Genomic DNA, 20,043 nt, shown 5'->3' on the forward strand with positions numbered 1-20,043 from the left:
TGTGCCCTATGTTTGATGGCAATGACGACGATCTGTGGGAAGTTCCCTCGATTGATGTGAATGTGCCGGTGCAGGCTGCGGTGTCTGCAGAGGAGGCCGTGGCTGCCGCGCCTGCCCCGGAGCCGACGGTGGCCGCGGTACCCGATGAGGTTGCGGCGCCCGCCGAGGACGAGTCCTCGACCGACGGCTATGCCCAGGCTGTGGCCGAGGCTCCCGAGGACGACGGCTACGACATGGATGTGCTGGACGGCAAGCTGCTCGAGCACTTTGGCGGCAAGATCGTGCGCAAGGACCTGACGGCCCTCATGAAGCGCGGCGCCAACGTGCCCACCTTTGTGCTGGAGTACCTGCTGGGCATGTACTGCTCAACCGACGACGAGGACGCCGTGGCGGAGGGCCTGGGGCGCATCCGCAAGATCCTCACCGATAACTACGTGCGTCCCGACGAGTCCGAGCGCATTAAGTCCAAAATCCGCGAGCTGGGTCGCTTTACCATCATCGATAAGGTGACGGCCAAGCTCGACGAGTACAAAGACATCTACGTGGCGTCGTTTGCCAACCTGACCATTGAGCCGTTTGTGATGCCGGCCGAGTACGTGCGCGACTATTCCAAGATTCTCCAGGGTGGTATTTGGTGCATTATGAGCATCGAGTATCGTCGTCCCATGGAAGAGGAAGACGAGTTTGGCATGGAGGTCTTTGGCGACGATGCGCCGCGCCGCTCCAAGGCCAAGCGCAAAAAGCGCGGACCCGAGGACTCTCCGTTTAGCGTGGCGTCGCTCACGCCTATCCAGATGCCCAACCTGGACCTGGACGCTATGATCGAGGAACGTCAGTATTTCTCGCGCGACGAGTGGCTCAACATGCTGCTGCGCTCTGCCGGCTATGAGCCCAGCGAGCTTTCGGAGAAGGAGCGCCTGCACTTTATCGAGCGCATGGTGCCGCTGATCGAGCGCAACTACAATCTGTGCGAGCTTGGTCCCCGCGGCACCGGCAAGAGCCATATCTACAAAGAGGTTTCGCCCTACGCCATTTTGCTTTCGGGCGGGCAGACCACCACGGCCAACCTGTTCGGCCGTATGAACTCCATGCGCGCCGACCGCGTGGGCTTGGTGGGCCATTGGGATTGCGTGACGTTCGACGAGGTCGCCGGCATGCGCTTTAAGGACACCAACGCCGTACAGATCATGAAGGACTATATGGCGAGTGGCAGCTACGCGCGCGGCCGCGACCAGATTAACGCCGATGCCTCCATGGTTTTTGAGGGCAACATCAACGACACCGTGCAAAACGTCCTTAAGACCACGCACCTGTTTGATCCGTTCCCGCCGGAGTTTAACAACGATTCGGCCTTCTTCGACCGTATCCACTATTACCTGCCGGGCTGGGAGATTCCCAAGATGCGTTCGAGCCTGCTGACCGGGCATTACGGCTTAATCACCGACTGTCTGTCGGAGTTTTGCAAGGAGATGCGCCGCAAGGACTTTACGCATCATATCGATCGCTACTTCCGCTTTAACAGCGACTTTAACAAGCGTGACGAGATCGCCGTGCGCAAGTCCTTTAGCGGCCTGGCCAAGCTGCTGTTCCCCGACGAGGCTATGGACAAGGACGACGTTCGTTGGCTGCTGGACTACGCTATCGAGGGCCGTCGCCGCGTAAAGGAGCAGCTCAAGATTATGGCGGGCGTCGAGTTTATCGACGTCAACCTGGGCTATATGGATGCCGACAATCCGCAGGACGTGCACGTGGTGCGTGTGCCCGAGCAGTCCGAGGATACGTTGATTCCCGATGGCCCGCTGCTGTCCGGTCACGTGTTTGGCGTGGGTAGGTCGCAGGGCGGCGAGGTTGCCGTGTACAAGCTGGAGAACAAGGCCGTTGCCGGCGAGTGCAAGTTTAAGCACGAGGGCGTTGCCTTTAATAAGCCGGTGCGCGATACGCTGGAAGCCGCGTTTGACAACTTTGTGAACCTGGCGAACCGTGTGGCGCCGGGCATGCACATTGGCTCCAAGGACTATCTGCTGTTCTATAACGACCTGCAGAGCAAGGGCCTGTCCGAGGAAGTCTCGCTTGCCGAGTTTGTGGGCCTGTGCTCCGCGGCGTGCAACCGCCCGGTGATGTCCGCGCTAGCGGTTCCGGGAATCTTGCGCATGTCGGGCTCTATGGATGAGATCCGCGGGCTCGAGGACATTATGCGCGTGGCCAAAAACGCCGGCGCCAAGCGCGTGATATTGCCGCTGAGCGCCATCGCGGGCCTGCAGAGCGTTTCCTCCGAGATTATCTCGGGGTTGAGCCCGGTGTTCTACATGGATGGCGACCCGGTCGATGCTGCGAAGAAGGCGTTGGATTTATAGGAATGCGAGCGTGCGGGCTTGCGTGCGCGAGGCGTTTGATGCGCACGTGAGCCCGCGAGCATGTTGGCGCGCTGCGCGTGAGGAGGCCTTGCCATGGCGGAAGAACGTTCTGCTGGCGAACTGCTCGATGAGTTGTTTGGCTTTGAGTCGGTAGCCAAGCGTCAGACGGCGCTTGAACAGTACGATCGCGGGGAGTTGGTGCGTAAGGCGCGCTCCCGCGAGCTGTTGGGTGTGCTTAGGGGCGTCGAGGCTGCTGAGCGCGCCGCGCACGACTCTGCCGTACGGGCTGTTGACGGGTATGTTCGCCGTGTTGAGAGCGCTGCGCTTGCACGCGCTCGCAAGCAGGCGGGCATTGTTGGGCCGCTGCGGATGGAGCGGCGCTACGCTGCTTTTTTGCGTATGGAGGACAAGGCCGAGCTGTTGGCCCGCCTGGAGCAGACGCTTGCGTTTATCGAGGTAAAGCTGCGTGCCAATACGGCGGACAGGGTTCGTGCGGCGTACGATGCTGCGGGGGCTTTGGTGCTGCAGGGCGCGGCGCGTCTGAGTGACGTGTGCGTTGTGGATGCGGTGCCCCTGGATGCCGATCTGCTGTGCACGCAGTTGGAGCAGCTGCGTTGTGCCGCCGACGCAACGGACCTTGCCGGCATGATCACGGCGACGTTTGAGTCCGAGCTGAGTGCGACCGGCCCGCAGGGTGCTGACGCGTTTGCGAGCGATGTGGCTGGCGATGTGGCGCTGGAGCGCGAGCTTACTAACGTGCGCGGTGCCGCGCAGCGAGCGCGCTTGGCAGCCCAAGCGTATCGGGCCGAACGCGCTGCCCGCGTTGCAGGGAGCACGGTGGAGCCGGTATCGTTGCCGGGACTTGTTTGCATTACGTGCGAGACGGGGTGCGATGCCGGGGAGCTTGACGAGTTGCTCGCTCAGGTTAAGAAGTCGTTTGAGACCTATAGGCGCGTTGTTGCCGACGGCGGGTTGTTCTGTGCCTTTGGTGCCGGTTCGCCGCATGGGATTTGCCGCGGCAGTAGTTATTTCGACTACGATGATCGACTTGACGAAGACGTATTGGTGGGCGAGTACGACGGTGCTACCAGGCACAATGTTCGGCGCGAAGTTACGATTCCCGAGCTTGTGGACGAGGCTTCGGCCGACGGCGGCGATTCGCTCGAGGTTGCCGTGGCGCGCATGCGTGAGTTTAACGGACGGCGCTACGATGGTGTACTGGACGAGGATCCTGTGCGCCATGTGAATGCGTTTTGGTATGGACTCAAAAAGCTCAGCCAGTATTGCGAGGACGCTGTGCGTGTGGATGAGCGTGCTTGGGATTGCTTTATCGATAAGGTGCAGTTTGCCTACGACGAGCCTGTGGGGCGTTTGGCCACACAGATGGATGACAAGCAGGTTGCGGCTTTCGTTGCAGCCGTGAATGTGCTCGGCGCTGCTGAGTAGGGGCCTGATCCGGTAGGGGGTTTCACCATGAAGATCGACGTTGATGTGGACCAGTTGCGCGAGAGCCTGCTCGACCGCGCAGGGAGTGCGGCCGGCGTGGGCTTTCCGGCCGCTATGCTCGACGTAGTGGATATCGAGGACGAGTCGCCCCAAGAGCTGCTGGCACGAGCCGAGCGCGAAGGCCTCGATCTCCGCGACTTTGCTGTCGACGATGACTATTAATGTGACAAAGGGACTGTCCCTTTGTCACATTCGGCAACGTTACACATAAAAAATGCCGGGGGACAGCCCCCGGCTCTTGGAGGTCCCCCTATTCGAGGGTACCGGAATCTTTATAGCAGAAGCCGCGCGCCGGGTCTACACGAGACGTTTCGCCCGAATCTTTCTAAGATGATTTTTCTTGAAATCACGATAGTTTCCAAAGAAGATTTGCTCGGTATTTGATTGCTCGGAGTGTTCATATTTAATTTGCGCTAGTTCGATTTCGCAGATGTAGTCAGCAATTTGCTGCAGCCTAAAGAGCTTCGGGTCACATTCTTTATAAATGACCGTCTGCTTTCCGAGGACGTATTCGAATGCGGCGTGAGGGATGGCCGTTACCTCGTTTTGCCCGTCGTCGTAATAGATTTTGACAGCGTCATAGCTTTGGAAACACTGAAGTCTGTCGAACAAAAAGAGGATTACGTCACGACGCATTCTTGCGAACATAGTCGCATCGCTTTTGAACTTGTTTCTTTGGTAGCTGAACGTCATGTATGTGACGGGGCATTTGTTGGCAAATGTTGCAAAACTCGACAAAAGGCGATTCCGCAAGTGGGTGCCCATGCCCCTGTAGGATTCATTGCCATGCATCAGGGGATTCATGTGCAGGGGGATATCGGGAAGCCCACGCGATCTAAGCGCGTGTTCGTAGCGATAAATAATCTCAGCAACTGACGCTGACTGGTCATGGAAAACAAGCGTAACGAGATAGTACTTAGCGCTTTGCCCTCCGTAGTTGCCGGATTCGTCGACGAAGACGGAAAGCTCCCTCATGATGCAGTCTCCCTAAAAACAAAAATGCCGGGGGGATCCCCCGGCCCTTGACTGCCCTCCATAAAGGAACGCAACCCTTTTATACCACGAGACGAGGAGTCTATTCAAGTAGAAATTATAATGACCAAACACATGTTCGTCAATCTACCTGCGGGTATGGGAATATGACAAAGGGACTGCCCTTTGCCATATTACTGCCTCTGGCCGCTACGATGCCAGCGTGGCGATGACGACTTCGTCGCCGGCGTATATGAGGGTGTTGCCGTCGGGGATGATCGTTTGGCCGTCGCGCTTGAGCATCACCACGATAAACGGATGCTTGCCTTGCGGCACGTCTCGCAGACGCTGTCCAGCTAAGCGGCCGTGGGGCGTCGCGGTGACCTCGCGCAGCGTAACCTCGGCACGTTCTTCAAACGTCGGCGCGGCCATCACCAACAGGTCGCCTTCCTCAATCACGGTATCGCCATTGGGCAGCACCGGGTGCGCGCCATCGCGCAGCACCAGGACCACGAGCATGTCCGTGACGCTGCCAATATCGGCGAGCGAGCGACCGGCAAACGGATGGCCCGCGCCCACCTTAAGCTTGACGAACGACATGCCGCCCTCATCGCGGTAATCGTTAAAGGTGCGGCGCACGTCGCCTTCCGCGTCGATCATGTCGAGCTTCTTTGCCACCGCCGGCAGTAGCGAGCCCTGCACCACAATGCTCGACACGGCAATCACAAACACCAGGTCAAATAGGTCGTGGCCACCGGGAACACCGGCCACAACGGCAAAGAGGCTAAATACGACCGAAGCCGCGCCGCGCAGGCCCGCCCAGCTTACGAGCGCGATCTGACGAGGGTTCGTCTTAAAGGGCGCCAGTAGCACGCCAACGGCAATGGGGCGGCTCACGAAGAGCATAAACGCCATGAGCGCCAGGCCCGGCAACAGCATTTGCGGCAGGCGGGCGGGCGTCACGAGCAGGCCGAGCAAAAAGAAGATGGTCATCTCGGCCATCTCGGTGAGGGTATCGAAGAAGTGCGCCATCTCGACCTTGCCGGTGATGTCGCTCGCACCCAGCACAATGCCTGCCAGGTATACGGCCAAAAAGCCGTTGCCACCCAGATAGCTCGGCAGCGCGTAGGCCACGATTGCCACAGCAAACAAAAAGATGGTGTGCGCGCCCTCCGCCGTTGCGTGTGCGTGTTCAATCAGACGGCTGGATGTCCAGCCGATGGCAAGGCCCAGCCCCATGCCCAGGATGATCTGCTTGGCCAGCAGCACGGGAATGTCGATATTGCCGCCGGCCGCGAGGGTGGCGAGCACGGCGGTGAGCATATAGGCGACGGGATCGTTGGAGCCCGATTCGACCTCGAGCAGCGAGTCGGTGTCGTCCCTCAGAGACAGGTTGTGCTCGCGCAGCACGCTAAAGACGCTTGCCGCATCGGTCGACGCCACGACCGAGCCCAGCAGCAAGCCGCCGATCCAGTCGAAGCCCAGCACGAAGTGCGCAAAGGCGCCCGTGATGCCGGCGGTGGCGACAACGCCGAGTGTGCTCAGCAGCACCGCCGGCGCGGTGACGGGCTTGGCGCGGTCGATATTGGTGTTAAAGCCGCCGTAGAACATGATGAACAGCAGCGCCGTGCTGCAGACGGTTTCGGTGAGCGCGTAGTCGCTAAAGTCGATGCGCGCCGGGCCGTTGACGCCCAGCAGCATGCCGAGCACGATAAAGATGAGCAGGGTGGGGAAGGGGAGCTTTTTGCCGACGGGTTTGATGGTCAGGCACAAAATGATGACGAGGCCGATAAAGAGAAGTATCTGGTTCATGGATAGTGTCCGCTCCTGGATGGTTGGCGTGGCACGGTCAGTTGTCTGCGGTTATTTGTACCCAAAGGTGGTGGGTTTATGGGCCTGGATTGCGGGCGTGCGCATTTTCGACATGAGGCTGCGACGCGAGCGTCGCTGGTCGGGGCGTTGGGCTAGGCGGTGTGGCGTGAGCGGTGCGGGTTGGCAGGCGTGCACTGGCGACCGTTGACGGCATGCAACCCTTCCCAGCTTTATTGCAACGGAGTACAATGGATAACGTTTAAGTTCAACTTGAAGTTTTAGTCGTGGCATCGGGCTTCGGCCGCAATGCAGGGAAAGGCGTTCCATGGCGATCTATGTGACATCCGATGCTCACGGGCACGTGCGTGCGCTTGACGAGGCCCTGTCCAAGATTTCGCTGGCGTCCGACGATACGCTGTATGTGCTGGGCGACATGATCGATCGCGGGCCCGATCCGGTCGGCGTTATTAAGCTTGTGCGCTCGCTGCCCAACGCTCGCGTGCTCAAGGGCAATCACGAGCAGATCATGCTCGACGCCATCATTGGCCAGGATCCGCTCGATGCCGAGACCTGGGATATCAACGGCGGTTGGACTACCCGTCAGCAGCTCAACGACATGGAATTTGAGGCGTACGAGGAGCTGATCCGCTGGGCTGCCGCCCTGCCGCTCTATGCAGTGGCCCAGACTGCCGAGCGCCCGTATTTGCTGGTGCATGCCGGCATCCAGACCGAGGCTGCTCGCGCGTTTTTGCTTGAGCACGGTGTCGATTGCGGCAACGGCAGGGGAGCGGTCGATGCCGATGCCGAGTTGCTGCAGCAGATGCTTGCGGTGCAGTCGTCCGATGACCTGCTGTGGATTCGCCATGGCTATTGGGATGCGCCGACGGGGCTGCTTTCTGTCGAGGGCAAGGGCCCGGTCGTGGTGAGCGGCCACACGCCCACGGTGTCGCTCGGGCGTTATTGCGAGGTCGGCGGCCTGGCGGGGCTCGATGAGGAGTCGGGCCGCGGGCAGATCGTGCGCCTGGGCGGCGAGGATACCGCCGGCGTGCCCGATCGCATCGACATCGACTGCGCCGCCGCCACTGGGTCGGAGTTTGGCCGCGTAGGTATCCTGCGCCTAGACGACGGGGCCGAGTTCTACGCGAACATCAATCCGGGCGAATAATCGGTGCAAAGGGTAGCTAATTTGGGACGGGGCTTTTTTGACTACTTTCGGAGAGTAGCGCCTTCTTGCTCGGTAAGCGCTAGAAACGAGGAGCGGCTGCGTCCGCGGCAGCGCGAAAATGCTCGAAAAACCGTCGCAACGGAGTCAAACGACGTCGCGACGGTTCTTTTTTGGCTGCCCGCTGGCTAAGTGAGTAGACTTTTTTGGAAATGCCGAGCAGCCGGCAAATTTGCCTCAACAAAACCGCAGGTAACTGACTTGTGTTTTGCCGGTGTGGTCAGGGATTCGGCAAAAGTCTACTCACTTAGTTTTGCGTGTCGCAAATCGTCCGCAACGAGACCCCCCATTGCACCATTTAGGCGCCGTACGGGTGGCGGTCGCGTTCGATGCGTTGGCGGATGTGGGCGTACTCGATTATCAACAACACCAGCAGTAGGGCCATGACCGCCAGGTAGCTCACGACGGCGCCCATCAGGCCGAGCAGATTGATCAGAATCACCGGTAGCACCACGCTTACGGCGAAGCAAATCAGGTAGATCTTGGTGACGTCGCCGGCATGGCGCAGCACCGTGATGATGGCGTAGATAAAGTCGATTGCCGCGGTGACGCCGCCGGCGACAACCATCAGCAGTGCCAGCGTGCGGTAGCGCTCAAAGTTAAGGCCGTACATAAAGCTCATGATGGGGATGCCGGGGCCTGCCATAAATGCGGCGCACGCTCCGGTGATGATTACGATCAGCGCCATAACGGCAACAATAATCAGGTCAAAGCGGCGACGCTTGCGCGGATTCGCCCAAATGCTCGATAGACGCAGGAGCTGCGGTTTATAGATAAATCCAATGCTCAGCAAAATAGCCTGCGCCGGAAAGAACAGGGCATTAAAGTACAGCTGATATTTGTAGGCCAGTGTGCCTTCCATCACAAACTTGGGCATGCTTTCGATAAGGTTGAACAGGAACAGCGCGCCAAAAAGCGGGGCGCACTGGACAAACAGGTGACCGACCTCGCGCAGACTCATGCGGCGTGATTTTTCGGTCTCGAGCAGGGCGAGCGGCGCCGTGATCAGCACAAGTGAGGCGATCGCGGCGATGCCCATTGCCATGGCTGCGATGGGCATGCTGCGCGTGAGGAGCAGGGCAACGCCAAAGACCGCGATGACGCCAACGGAACGCAGCGTTTGGCTCATACCGGCCAGGTAGAGTTTATCGGCTTGCTGCAGGCGGCCTTCGTACGCGTCGGCGACGCCGTCGATGACCTTGTAGAGGTAGACCCCAAGGCCGATCGTCGCCATATGCGCGTCATAGCCGCGGACGCTGCTATAGAGCAGGCCGCAGCCCAAGGCTAGGGCCCCGCAGATCCAACGATTGAGCTGGTAGGAGGCGAAGGACGTCTTTTCGTCGATGTCCGAGACCTGAAAGTTGCGCACGCCGTAGTTGCACGCGATCATGATGAGCGTGCCGGTGACAAAGGCGATGGAGAACTTGCCGGCTTCCTCGGCGCCCACGAGCTGCGTCGACACAATGGTGAGCAGCGGAAACGCCATGCCCCATACGGCGGTGCCCAGGGTATTCCAAAGGTAGTCGCGATGGGTGGCGTGATCTTCGTACTCGGCTTCTTGCGCGGAGAAGCCGCCGCCGTAGACGGCTCCGAGCAGGCGGTTCCACCAGGCATTGACCATGCGGTGGATGGGGCTGGCGATCGCGCTCGCGGCGACGGCGTGTGGCCTGGCCGTTGTCGGGACCGCCGGCGTTACGTTGGCTTAGCTCTTGGATGCGTGCGAGCTCCTCGGCGGTGTGAGACGCGGGGAATAGACCGTTCTCGATGCGTCCGCCCTGCCCGTGCGCCCCGCCCGATACGGTGGGGTCGGTGACGCCGTTACGGCGGGCGATGGCGTGGCGAATGCTGTCGAGGGGCGTGATGCTCAAGGCGAGTCCTTTCTATTACTGCGCTCTAGTATAGACGCGACGGCGTCCGCTCGTGTTTTTGAACCGGTTGTTCAATAATTTCGGCGGGCGGCTGTAATTTGTCGGCAAACGTGCGGTATCCTGATGAAGTTTTGTGACACCCCTATGCCGCCCGCGCGGTAGCAAGGAGCTATGAACCATGGACGTCGCCGCTTTCCTGCTGGCTCTTGTGCCGATCATTTGGCTTGTCGTGATGCTGCTGTGCTTTAAATGGCCAGCTTGGAAAGCCGCTATCGGATCGTTTGTCCTTTCGTGCGTGCTTGCCCTTGCGTGGTGGCATTTGCCGACGGCGCAGATAGCCACGGCCTCGCTCGAGGGCTTTTTGATGGCCCTGTGGCCCATCGTGCTCGTGATTATCGCCGCCGTCTTTACGTATAACCTGTGCGTGCGCACGGGTGCCATGGACGTGATCGGCAGCATGATCACCTCCATCAGCAGCGACCGTCGTCTGCTGGCGCTGCTCGTGGCGTGGTGCTTCGGCGGCTTTATGGAGGGCATGGCCGGCTTTGGTACCGCCGTTGCCATTCCCGCCGGCATGCTCGCGGGCCTTGGTTTTGGGGCCGTGCCTGCCGTGCTGATCTGTCTACTGGCCAACGGCGTGCCCACGCCCTACGGCTCCATCGGCATCCCCACGGTGTCCGTTGCCGACCTGGTGGGCCTGGACCCGCTGCATTTGGCGACCGTTCAGCTGGTGCAGCTCGCACCGTTCTTTGTGGTGATGCCGCTGCTCATTGTATTGGTCGCGGGCCGTGTCGCCGATGATCAAGGCAACGTAGCGAGCGTAAGCGAGCGTCTGCACGGCGTTGCCGGCGTGGCGCTGCTTTCCGGTGTGTCCTTTGTCGGCGCGGCCTTGGTCGTTGCCATGTTTGTGGGTCCCGAGCTTGCCGTCGTCGTCGGTTCCATCGTTTCGCTCGCGCTGACAGCTGCGCTTGTCATGCGTGCCGAGAAGTCGGGGCATCTGGACGCACGTTTCCACATGAATATCGAGGCCGGCGAGCAGCTCACCGCTAAGTCGGCGCTTTCGGCTTGGTCGTGCTTCATCCTGATCTTTGTGCTGCTGTTGGGAACGTCTAACCTGGTGCCTGCCGTGCATGCTGCGCTCGCACCGTTTGCGAGCCAGGTGCAGGTGTATTGCGGCGAGAACCCCGGCACGCTCACGTTTTCGTGGATCAACACGCCGGGCGTCTGGATTTTCCTGGCGGCGTTTGTCGGCGGCGCCATTCAGGGTGCTTCGCCGCGCATGATGGGCAAGGTACTGGCCGCGACCGTCAAGCAGATGATGCCGACGGTCATTACCATGCTTTCGGTTCTGGGCTGTGCCAAGGTTATGGGCTATGCGGGCATGATCTCTTCGATCAGCGCGTTTTGCATTGCGGTCGCCGGTGGCCTGTACCCGATTCTGGCTCCGTGGATCGGCGCGGTCGGTGCGTTCGTGACCGGTTCGGGCACGTCCTCAGGCATGCTGTTTGGCCCCATCCAGAGCCAGGCTGCCGCCGCGCTGGGCGTGAGCGACTACTGGATGGTCGCGCTGAACGCGCTTGGCGTCGCCGCCGGCAAGATGATCTCGCCGCAGACGCTCGCCATCGGCCTGGCCGCCGTGCATGTACGCGGTAAGGACGCTGAACTCCTGGGCGCGGTGCTGCCCTACGCTGCCGGCATGCTGGTCCTCATGAGCGCCATCGCCATGCTCGGCCAAGGCCTGCCGCTATAGTTGGCACTTAGGGACGTTCCTTATGTGCCGGCACTTTGGGAACGTCCCTAAGTGCCGGCATCTGGGGACACTCCTTGGTTGTTGCCTGTTCAAGAATGTCCCGAATGGCTAGTCGTTTAAGAACGTCCCCAATGACTAGGCCGCTTGCGTGCGATTTTTGACCGTTGGGCGGGTGCTTCGCGGTTGCCGCAAAAACGTTTTTGCATATCGGGTACAACGGGCTTTATGTGAGTAAAGTGCGCGCCGCGTCCACGTGCCGCGTTTTTAAAGGAGGCCCCATGCCTGGTGTTACCCCTGCAGAAGTTCTGTCCAACTTTGGCATTACGCTGGTCGAAGATCCCGCCGAGAACGAGCCCCGTCTGCTGGTCGATCTACCCGCCGCGGAGCTCGTCGAGCACGCCATCCGCCGCGAAGAGGGCCGTATGGCGTCCAATGGCGCACTCGTGATAGAGACGGGGGAGCGTACTGGCCGCTCGCCCAACGACCGCTTTATCGTCGACACGCCCGATGTGCACGACAAGATTGCCTGGGGTGCCGTCAACCGCCCGCTGTCTGTCGAGAGCTACGAGGCCATCAAGGCCGGCGTCGTCGACTATCTCAACGAGCGCGACGTGTTCGTCACTCGCGGTATGGCCGGTGCCGACCGCAACTACACGCGTCGCCTGCTCGTCGCCTGCGAGCGTGCCAGCCAGGCGCTCTTCATTAAGCAAATGCTCGCCCGTCCGCTCGCTCGCGAAATTGCGCGCACCGGTGAGCCGGACTTTTGCGTGCTTGCCGCCCCTGGCTACCAGTGCGACCCTGCCCTCAAGGGCCTCAACTCCAGCGCCGCCGTGGTCATCAACTTCCAGGAACGCGTGATTCTGGTCGCCGGCACCGGCTATTCCGGCGAGATCAAAAAGTCCATCTTCAGCGTCATGAATTACCTGCTGCCTGTCGAGGACGATGTGCTGCCCATGCACTGCTCGGCCAGCATGGATCCCGTCACGCACGAGACCGCGGTGTTCTTTGGCCTGTCGGGCACCGGCAAGACCACGCTTTCGGCCAACCCCACGCGACTGCTGATCGGTGACGACGAGCACGGCTGGTCCGACATGGGCATCTTCAACATCGAGGGCGGCTGCTACGCCAAGTGCGAGGGCCTGGACGCGTTCCACGAGCCCGAGATCTTCAACGCCGTTCGCTTTGGCGCCATCTGCGAAAACGTGGTGCTCGACGAGAACCGCAAGCCCAACTATGATGACGTCTCGATCACGCACAATACGCGCGTGGCCTATCCCGTTGAGCATATCCCCAACGCGTGGACCAAGGGCATGGGCACCACCCCGAGCGTCGTGCTGTTTTTGACCTGCGATGCCTTTGGCGTGCTGCCGCCCATCTCGCGCCTGACGGCCGATGCCGCCATGTATCACTTTGTGACAGGCTTTACGGCCAAGATCCCCGGCACCGAGGTCGGCGTCACCGAGCCCACGCCCACGTTCTCCTCGCTGTTTGGCGAGCCGTTTATGCCGCTCGACCCTATGGTCTACGCCAAGATGCTCGGCGAGCGCATTGCCGACGGCCGCACGCGCGTGTACCTGGTCAATACCGGCTGGATCGGTGGCGGCTACGGCGTTGGCCATCGTATCGAGCTTGCCTACACGCGCGCCCTGGTGGCCCGCGCCCTCGACGGTACCATCGAGGACAGCGAGTTCGTGCACGACGATATCTTTAACGTCGACATTCCCACCACGTGCCACGGTGTGCCCGACGGCATCCTGGTGCCGCGCCAGTACTGGCAGAGCACCGCGCGCTACGACGAGGCCGCGCACAACCTGGCGGTGATGTTCGAGGAGAACTTCGAGAAGAAGTACTCACACCTGCCCGAGTCCGTCAAGGCCGCCGGCCCGCACGCCCAGGTGCCCGCCGAGGCCCGTCATCGCGGCCGCGGCCTGCTGGGACTTCGTCTCTAGCATCGCCGCGAGTTCAAAACCACCACAAAGGTGCCCTTTGTGGTGGTTTTTATGTTGATGGGTTAACAAATGGGGCGCGTGGGGCTGCCGGTCGCTGAGTACGGCTAAGATGTTTACTCGTTAGCATTATGCAAGCGAAAGGCGGTTGTCTCCCATGCAGCAGAGCGACGAGACACGTTTCGAGGACTTTGTCGGACTGATCAGCGGTCTCTACAAGGAGATCCAGCGCATTAAGGCATCTGAGGGCGCAAGGCTGGGCCTCAAGGGCTCCGATGTTATGTGCCTGTACTATCTGGAGCGCAGCAAGGACGGCTTGACTGGGGCCGACCTCGCCCGCATGGCAGGCGTGACCCGTGCCGCTGTCTCGCGCACGCTGGCGCATCTGGAGGAGGGCGGCTACGTCGAGGTCGAAGATTCGGGCGATGCTGCCGTTAAATACCGTGCCCCGGTTCGTCTGACCACGTTGGGTGGCGAGAGCATGAACGAGGCCGATCGCATTATTCGCGAAGTGCTCGACACCACCGGCAAGACTATGGGCGTGGAGCAGCGCGAGCAGATGTACGCGTCGTTGCGCACGATTCTCAACACCCTGCGCGAGCTGTAGAGCCGCTGGGGCATTTGCTTCCGATAAACAACTGCAGAGTCCCGTTTGAGCGCGTTCGCCGTGCCGGGGCATTGCTGTCAAAATTCCCTGCGCGAGGCCCGCGCAAGAAAGGATCAACTATGTCTGTCCGCATTATTACCGATTCCGCAAGCGATATGTCGCCGGCCGAGCATCCGGCGCTGGCCGTTTTGCCGCTGTCCGTCACCTTTGGCACCGATGTGTACATGGATGGCGTCGACATCGACCACCAGCGTTTTTACGAGATGCTCGTGGAGCGCGATGAGCTGCCCATGACCGGCCAGGTCAACCCGTATGCCTTTTCGCAGGCGATTGCCGAAGCACGTGAGGCCGGCGACGAGGCTGTGATTATTACCGTGGGCGCTAAGCTTTCGGGCACCAATCAGAGCGCCCGTACCGCACTTGCCGAGGCTCCGGGCGGCGACGTGTTTATCGTGGACAGCAATAACGTGACCTTGGGCGAGCGCGTGCTGGTTGAGTATGCCCTGCGCCTGGTGGACGAGGGCCGCAGTGCGGCGCAGATTGTGGCGGCTGTCGAGGCCGTGTGCGACCGAGTTGTGGTTATCGGCCTGCTCGAGACACTGGAGTATCTGGTGCGCGGCGGTCGACTGTCTGTTGCTGCGGGCGCCGTGGGTACGCTGCTCAACGTAAAGCCCGTGGTGGCTGTGGAGGATGGCCTGATCGTGCAGCTGGGCAAGGCACGCGGTTCTAAGAACGGCCGTAACCTGCTCAACCAGAAAGTCGAAAAGGCGGGCGGCGTCGACTTTTCCATGCCGTTGGCGCTCGGCTATACGGGCCTTTCGGATGCGGTGCTCAAGAAGTATATTGAGGACAGTGCGGCGCTGTGGGCTGGCCACATCGAGGGCGAGCTGCCCGTCCACACCATCGGTGCCACCATCGGCACCCACGTAGGTCCCGGCGCCGTAGCCATAGCCTTCTTCCAGCCTACCAACTAACCGACCTGCCATAAACCACCACAAAGGGGACAGGCACCTTTGTGGTGGTTTATGCTTTTCCGGATGGAAAGGAGTGAGCAATGGCGTCTGAGGGCTTTTTTGAACGGGTGTACGAGGTGGTCGAGCAGATCCCCGAAGGGATGGTCGCCACGTACGGCCAGGTGGCGCTGCTCGCCGGTCGTCCGCGGAGCGCGCGTTTTGTGGGCTATGCGCTGCACAGCAATCCGCGCCCCGGCGAGATTCCCTGTCACCGCGTGGTGTTTGCCGACGGGCACATTTGCGAGGGTTTTGCTTTTGGCGGTCCCGATGCTCAACGTGAGCTTTTGCTAGGGGAGGGTGTGGCGTTTAAGGACGACATGCACGTCGATCTGGGCGCCTGTCGCTGGCCTGCCGGACTCTAACGGTTCTGCCGTGGCTAAAACCACCACAAAGGTGCCTGTCCCCTTTGTGGTGGTTTCTTTCCTGTAAGCATGGGGCAAACCCATCAGGTCTGTTATCCCATAATGAGGTACTGACGTTTGGTTTTAGGGGGGCACTAACTTTGATTGTTAGTCCCGCTTACAGCAACCGATCTTGGTAAATCCCTGCGGCGCTTCTTCGCCTGCGGGGATTCTTGGGCTGTCGCTTCCCAGATATGCTTCTACATGCCGCGCGAACGCTTGCCACGACCACTCGTCTTTATCGGCATCAAGCCGATCGGGAGAAATCGCGTTGAACAGGCACGTTGGAATCTCGTGCTCGTGCAGATTCTTAGCGATACATGGTGTGCAGCCCTTGTCGTGGTTGACAGGGTTAAATGGGCATTTCCGGTCGTTGCAGGTACAAAATGCAACTGAGCTCATGGGACTCCTTCCGGTCGGTCGGGTCTGCCGTAAAAGCTGCCGCATGTTAAACAATAGGGTGTCATTGCTTAACAGTATATAGCCTCAAGGTGCTTGCGACTTAGGGGTTCTGCCAAGCGGCTGAATATCTCGGCGACCGACCTCTGAAGAAAACAAAACCGCCGCAACGAGGATTGTGCTCATCGCGGCGGTTTAGTTTGAGTGTTGTTTATTGCTCTCGACTAGTACACCATGCCCATGGCGTCCTGAACCTCGGCCAGGGTCTGCTCGGCAATCTCGTTGGCACGACGGTTGCCCTCGTGCAGCACGTCCTTCACATAGTCCAGGTCGTTCTCATAGCGCTGGCGACGCTCGCGGATCGGCGCGAAGTACTCGTTGACCGCCTCGGTCACGTACTTCTTAAGCTGACCGGAGCCGCCCATGCCAATCTCTTCGGCGATCTCGACCTCGGAGCGGCCGGTGCAGATGGCGGCTGTCGAAAGCAGACCGGACACGCCGGGGCGGTTCTCGGGGTCAAACGTGATCATGCGCTCGGAGTCGGTCTGGCTCTTCTTGATGCGCTTGGCCGTCTCCTCGGCGGTCATCGAAATATTGATGGCGTTGCCGTAGCTCTTGCTCATCTTTCGACCGTCCAAGCCGGGCAGCAGCGGCGTGTCGGACAGCAGCGCGTCGACCTCGGGGAACACCTTGCCGTAGCGGTTGTTAAAGCGGCGGGCGATGGTGCGGGTGAGCTCGATGTGCGGCAGCTGGTCGCGGCCGACGGGCACGACGTTGCCCTTGCAGAACAGGATGTCGCAGGCCTGATGCACCGGGTAGGTGAGCAAAAGGCCGGTGAGCTCATGGCCGCTGGCCTCCATCTCGGCCTTAACCGTTGGGTTGCGCGCCAGCTCGGCCTCGGAGACCAGCGACAGGAACGGCAGCATGAGCTGGTTGGCGGCGGGCACGGCGGAGTGCGCGTAGATCATGGTCTTGTCGGGGTCGATGCCGCAGGCAAGGTAGTCCATGACCATGTTGTACACGTTGTCCTGGATGTGCTCGGTGGTGTCGCGGTCGGTGATGACCTGGTAGTCGGCGATGAGCACGTTGGTCTTGGCGCCCATGTTCTGCAGCTCAACACGGCCCTTGAGGGTACCGAAGTAGTGGCCCAGGTGCAGACGGCCGGTGGGGCGGTCGCCGGTGAGCATGGTGAACTTCTCGGGCGTCTTGGCCAGGCCCTCGCGAATGGCGTTGCTCTTTTGCAACGCGACTTCGTAGCTGTTCTCGTTTGGCATGATTGCTCCTAACGTTCGTTCGCAGGTCTTGATGATAGCGTGTTTATTGAGGGGTGGGCGTGAGTGGGTGAGGGACTGTCGGGAGCCGGCTTTCATGTCCGTCACGCCGTCCGCGCGAACGGCTGCCAACGCCTAGCCCATCCTCGCCAGCAAACCCTAGCGCCTGTGGTGCCGCTCTTCCTTACGCTCTTCCGCCGCCTGCTCCTCCTGCTTAAAGGCGGGGTCGTCGGGGGTTACCAGCTCGTCCTCGTGCGTGCGCTTGTTGTAATGGTGGCGCAGCACGGACTCAAACAGGTGCAGGTGCTTGGCGAAGGCTGCCGAGCCAATGGCGAGCACGGTAAAGATGAGCACGCGCATGGGGACCTCGACCTGATTAATGGCGGCGGCGCCGGCCGAAAGCATGATGCACCAGGCATAGATGAGCAGTACGGCCTGCTTTTGGTTGTAGCCCTCCTGAATCAGGCGATGGTGGATGTGGCCCTTGTCGGCCTGCCCGATGCTAATGTGGGCGCGCTTGCGGCGCACGATGGCGCTAAACGTGTCGATGATGGGCACGCCGGCAACGATGAGCGGGATGATAAGCGAGGTGAGCGCGGCGGTGCGGCTCACGTTGAGCAGCGAGATGGAGCCCAGCGCAAAGCCCAGAAGCAGCGACCCCGAGTCGCCCAAGAAGATGCTTGCGGGGTTGAAGTTGTAGCGCAAAAAGGCCAGGCAGGCGCCAAAGAGCGCAATGGAGAGCGCTGCGGCGTCGATGCGCCCCGAGAGAACGGCCATCGAAAACATGGTGAACGATGCGATGCCGCAGATGCCCGTGGCCAAGCCGTCGAGGCCGTCGATGAGGTTAATGATGTTGGTGAATGCCACCAGATAGATCACGGTGATGGGGTAGGCGAGCCATCCGAGCATGATTTCGCCGGGGGCAAACGGGTTGACGATGACGACGATCCGCAAGCCGCCGATACAGGCGATGAGCGCGGCGAGTACCTGACCGGCCAGTTTTTGTTTGGGCTTGAGCTGATAGACGTCGTCGATAGCGCCGGTCGCAAAGATGACGGTAAAGGAGAGCGCCAGCATGGGATAGCTAATGTGAAGGCGTGGGTGCGGTACCAGGACGGGCGGCCAGCCTAGGTGCCAGGTGCCTAGGATTTGCACAATGCAGGCAACGACCAGGCCCAAAAACACCGCCGTTCCGCCCAAACGCGGGATGGGCTTGGTGTTGATGCGGCGCTTAGAAGGATAGTCGACGGCGTCGAGCTTAATTGCCAAGCGCTTGACCAGGGGCACCGTGAGGAAGGTCGTGATAAAGGCCGCCGCTGCCACGCATAGATACGGTATGTAGCTCGGGGATAAAGCCATGAATCTAAAAACCGCCAAGCGTCGAAGGAAAAGGTCAAAGGTTGCTGCGCAAAAAAGGCGTAGCTGACCCATGATACTCGACCGAGGGGGTGCGGAGGTTTGCACCGTGCGATTATCACGCGCTTACCAGATATTGGGATGTTGGTGGGGATTCTGCTGGATGCCACTGAGCGTCCATGTGGGGCCTGCAGTGGCGGTATTCAGAAAAATCGGCAAAAGAAAACCACCCCCCACGTTACGAAAATGAACCCACCTAAAACAGGTGGGTGCCCTCATCGACTGTTCCAGCGTCCTTAACAACGAAGGATACCTGTACTAGGTACGACTGTGTGGGCTCCCTAAATAAACGCGACGGTTCACCCAGTTGCTCCGCGGGGGGCGGAATACCTACATCATAAAGCGGCACTTTGTGGATTCCAGTCTTGACATTACAAAAATCGTGTCGGACGATTACGGCGCCTTAGGGACGGAGCCGTCTACGCGGCCTGGCCCTTTACGTTTGAGCTGCTGAATCGTTGTTTTGGAGCATGTTTTTATGCCGACGTCGTTGACCGAACTTTTTTCGCCCGCCTGCCATTTGTGTCCGCGCCGTTGCGGTGCGGCGCGCGATGAGGGCGCGCGCGGCGTATGCGGTGCTAACGACACGCTCAAGGTGGCCCGCGCCGCACTTCATATGTGGGAGGAGCCGCCTATCTCGGGCGAGGCCGGATCGGGCACGATCTTCTTTAGCGGCTGCTCGCTCAAATGTATCTACTGCCAGAATCACGAGATCTCGACCGGCAATTTTGGCCTTGAGATTTCGCCTGAGCGCCTGGTCGAGATTATGCTGGAACTGCAGGACCAGGGTGCCAACAACATCAATTTGGTGACGGCGACGCACTATGCGCACCTGTTGCCTGCCGCGATTGCTGCGGCGCGGACGCGCGGGCTGGTCATCCCGATCGTCTACAACACGAGTGGCTACGAGCGCGCGAGTGCCGTGGCGGCGCTGGGCGACCTGGTCGATGTGTGGCTCACCGACTTTAAATATGCCGATGCCGGGCTTGCGCAGTCGCTTTCTCATATTAAGGACTACCCGCGCGTGGCCGTGTCGGGTCTGGCCCAGATGGCGCGCGAGATCGATCGCCGCGGGGGGGAGCTGGTGGATGAGGGCGGGCTCATGAAGCGCGGCATCATCGTGCGCCACCTGGTGCTGCCGGGGCATGCGGATGACTCGTGCCGCGTGTTAGACCTGGTGTGGCAGACGGTGGGCGACGTGCCGATCTCGGTCATGAACCAGTACACGCCCAATGCACTCATGCGCGAGCAGGGCGGCGACCTGGCGCGCGCCGTGACGCGCGAGGAGTACGAGCTGGTGCTCGACCATGCCGACGACCTGGGCTTTACGACGATGTTTTGGCAAGAGGGCGGCGCGGTAGACGAGAGCTTCACCCCGGCCTTCGACACCACTGGTGTCCTCACCAGCGCAAAGTAGTGCGTTCGTCGATGATTTTTCTGGGACGGGGATTAAAAAAGGCTCTGTTAGACCAGGATTGACATTCCGCCCCGTCATCTTCTTGCGAT

Annotated in this window: 16 protein-coding genes; 10 read left to right on the forward strand and 6 right to left on the reverse strand. The window is 60.4% G+C overall.

What is annotated here, in order from left to right; all coding sequences use genetic code 11:
* The first annotated feature begins 8 nt into the window (after nucleotides 1-8).
* The 3 genes from brxL (at nucleotide 9) to DW123_RS06180 (ending at nucleotide 4,022) form a co-directional block, all read left to right on the forward strand.
* On the forward strand, nucleotides 9-2,354 hold the full coding sequence (gene brxL, locus DW123_RS06170) for a protease Lon-related BREX system protein BrxL (RefSeq protein WP_199570192.1): 2,346 nt from the start codon (nucleotides 9-11) through the stop codon (nucleotides 2,352-2,354).
* A gap of 93 nt (nucleotides 2,355-2,447) precedes the next feature.
* Nucleotides 2,448-3,800 carry a hypothetical protein gene (locus DW123_RS06175; RefSeq protein ID WP_118273138.1) on the forward strand — a complete coding sequence of 451 codons (1,353 nt, stop codon included), beginning with the start codon at nucleotides 2,448-2,450 and terminating at the stop codon, nucleotides 3,798-3,800.
* Nucleotides 3,801-3,827: 27 nt separating this feature from the next.
* Nucleotides 3,828-4,022 carry a hypothetical protein gene (locus DW123_RS06180; protein WP_118273137.1) on the forward strand — a complete coding sequence of 65 codons (195 nt, stop codon included), beginning with the start codon at nucleotides 3,828-3,830 and terminating at the stop codon, nucleotides 4,020-4,022.
* A 135-nt stretch (nucleotides 4,023-4,157) separates the two neighbouring features.
* Here the strand turns inward: DW123_RS06180 and DW123_RS06185 are convergent, their stop codons facing one another.
* Both DW123_RS06185 and DW123_RS06190 read right to left on the reverse strand, forming a co-directional pair.
* The gene (locus DW123_RS06185; protein ID WP_118273136.1) at nucleotides 4,158-4,835 is read right to left on the reverse strand and encodes a DUF3800 domain-containing protein; all 678 of its coding nucleotides are present in this window, start codon (nucleotides 4,833-4,835) and stop codon (nucleotides 4,158-4,160) included.
* A gap of 207 nt (nucleotides 4,836-5,042) precedes the next feature.
* Complete coding sequence (locus tag DW123_RS06190; protein ID WP_118273135.1) at nucleotides 5,043-6,644, reverse strand: potassium/proton antiporter; 1,602 nt, start codon at nucleotides 6,642-6,644, stop codon at nucleotides 5,043-5,045.
* A 325-nt stretch (nucleotides 6,645-6,969) separates the two neighbouring features.
* On the opposite strand from DW123_RS06190, the gene DW123_RS06195 reads away from it, so the two are divergent.
* Nucleotides 6,970-7,809 carry a metallophosphoesterase gene (locus DW123_RS06195; protein WP_117735593.1) on the forward strand — a complete coding sequence of 280 codons (840 nt, stop codon included), beginning with the start codon at nucleotides 6,970-6,972 and terminating at the stop codon, nucleotides 7,807-7,809.
* A 355-nt stretch (nucleotides 7,810-8,164) separates the two neighbouring features.
* On the opposite strand, the gene DW123_RS06200 is transcribed toward DW123_RS06195, so the two are convergent.
* Nucleotides 8,165-9,487, reverse strand: a complete 1,323-nt coding sequence (locus tag DW123_RS06200; protein ID WP_118273134.1) for a lipopolysaccharide biosynthesis protein — start codon at nucleotides 9,485-9,487, stop codon at nucleotides 8,165-8,167.
* A 425-nt stretch (nucleotides 9,488-9,912) separates the two neighbouring features.
* Between DW123_RS06200 and DW123_RS06205 the strand changes: the two genes are divergently transcribed.
* The 5 genes from DW123_RS06205 (at nucleotide 9,913) to DW123_RS06225 (ending at nucleotide 15,412) form a co-directional block, all read left to right on the forward strand.
* Nucleotides 9,913-11,484: an L-lactate permease gene (locus tag DW123_RS06205; RefSeq protein ID WP_118273133.1), complete on the forward strand. Its 1,572-nt coding sequence runs from the start codon at nucleotides 9,913-9,915 to the stop codon at nucleotides 11,482-11,484.
* Between the two features lie 278 nt (nucleotides 11,485-11,762).
* The gene (gene pckA / locus DW123_RS06210) at nucleotides 11,763-13,433 is read left to right on the forward strand and encodes a phosphoenolpyruvate carboxykinase (ATP) (protein WP_199570191.1); all 1,671 of its coding nucleotides are present in this window, start codon (nucleotides 11,763-11,765) and stop codon (nucleotides 13,431-13,433) included.
* Nucleotides 13,434-13,587: 154 nt separating this feature from the next.
* Nucleotides 13,588-14,037, forward strand: coding sequence for a MarR family winged helix-turn-helix transcriptional regulator (locus DW123_RS06215; RefSeq protein WP_117735596.1), 450 nt, complete (start codon nucleotides 13,588-13,590; stop codon nucleotides 14,035-14,037).
* A 119-nt stretch (nucleotides 14,038-14,156) separates the two neighbouring features.
* A complete protein-coding gene (locus DW123_RS06220) occupies nucleotides 14,157-15,011 on the forward strand; it encodes a DegV family protein (RefSeq protein WP_118273132.1) in 855 nt (284 codons plus the stop codon).
* Nucleotides 15,012-15,091: 80 nt separating this feature from the next.
* Complete coding sequence (locus tag DW123_RS06225; protein ID WP_117735598.1) at nucleotides 15,092-15,412, forward strand: MGMT family protein; 321 nt, start codon at nucleotides 15,092-15,094, stop codon at nucleotides 15,410-15,412.
* Nucleotides 15,413-15,559: 147 nt separating this feature from the next.
* Here DW123_RS06225 and DW123_RS06230 read toward each other — a convergent pair whose 3' ends face one another.
* The 3 genes from DW123_RS06230 to DW123_RS06240 all read right to left on the reverse strand — a co-directional run bounded on the left by DW123_RS06230 (nucleotide 15,560) and on the right by DW123_RS06240 (nucleotide 18,480).
* Nucleotides 15,560-15,853, reverse strand: a complete 294-nt coding sequence (locus DW123_RS06230) for a DUF6485 family protein (protein ID WP_199570190.1) — start codon at nucleotides 15,851-15,853, stop codon at nucleotides 15,560-15,562.
* Nucleotides 15,854-16,074: 221 nt separating this feature from the next.
* A complete protein-coding gene (gene trpS / locus DW123_RS06235; protein ID WP_117763107.1) occupies nucleotides 16,075-17,124 on the reverse strand; it encodes a tryptophan--tRNA ligase in 1,050 nt (349 codons plus the stop codon).
* 156 nt (nucleotides 17,125-17,280) lie between these two features.
* Nucleotides 17,281-18,480, reverse strand: a complete 1,200-nt coding sequence (locus DW123_RS06240; protein ID WP_118273131.1) for an MraY family glycosyltransferase — start codon at nucleotides 18,478-18,480, stop codon at nucleotides 17,281-17,283.
* A gap of 535 nt (nucleotides 18,481-19,015) precedes the next feature.
* On the opposite strand from DW123_RS06240, the gene DW123_RS06245 reads away from it, so the two are divergent.
* A complete protein-coding gene (locus DW123_RS06245; protein ID WP_117743958.1) occupies nucleotides 19,016-19,954 on the forward strand; it encodes a radical SAM protein in 939 nt (312 codons plus the stop codon).
* The last annotated feature ends 89 nt before the right edge of the window (nucleotides 19,955-20,043 follow it).

It is taken from the genome of Collinsella sp. AM10-26, assembly GCF_003472525.1.
In the GTDB taxonomy this organism is placed as follows: Bacteria; Actinomycetota; Coriobacteriia; order Coriobacteriales; family Coriobacteriaceae; genus Collinsella.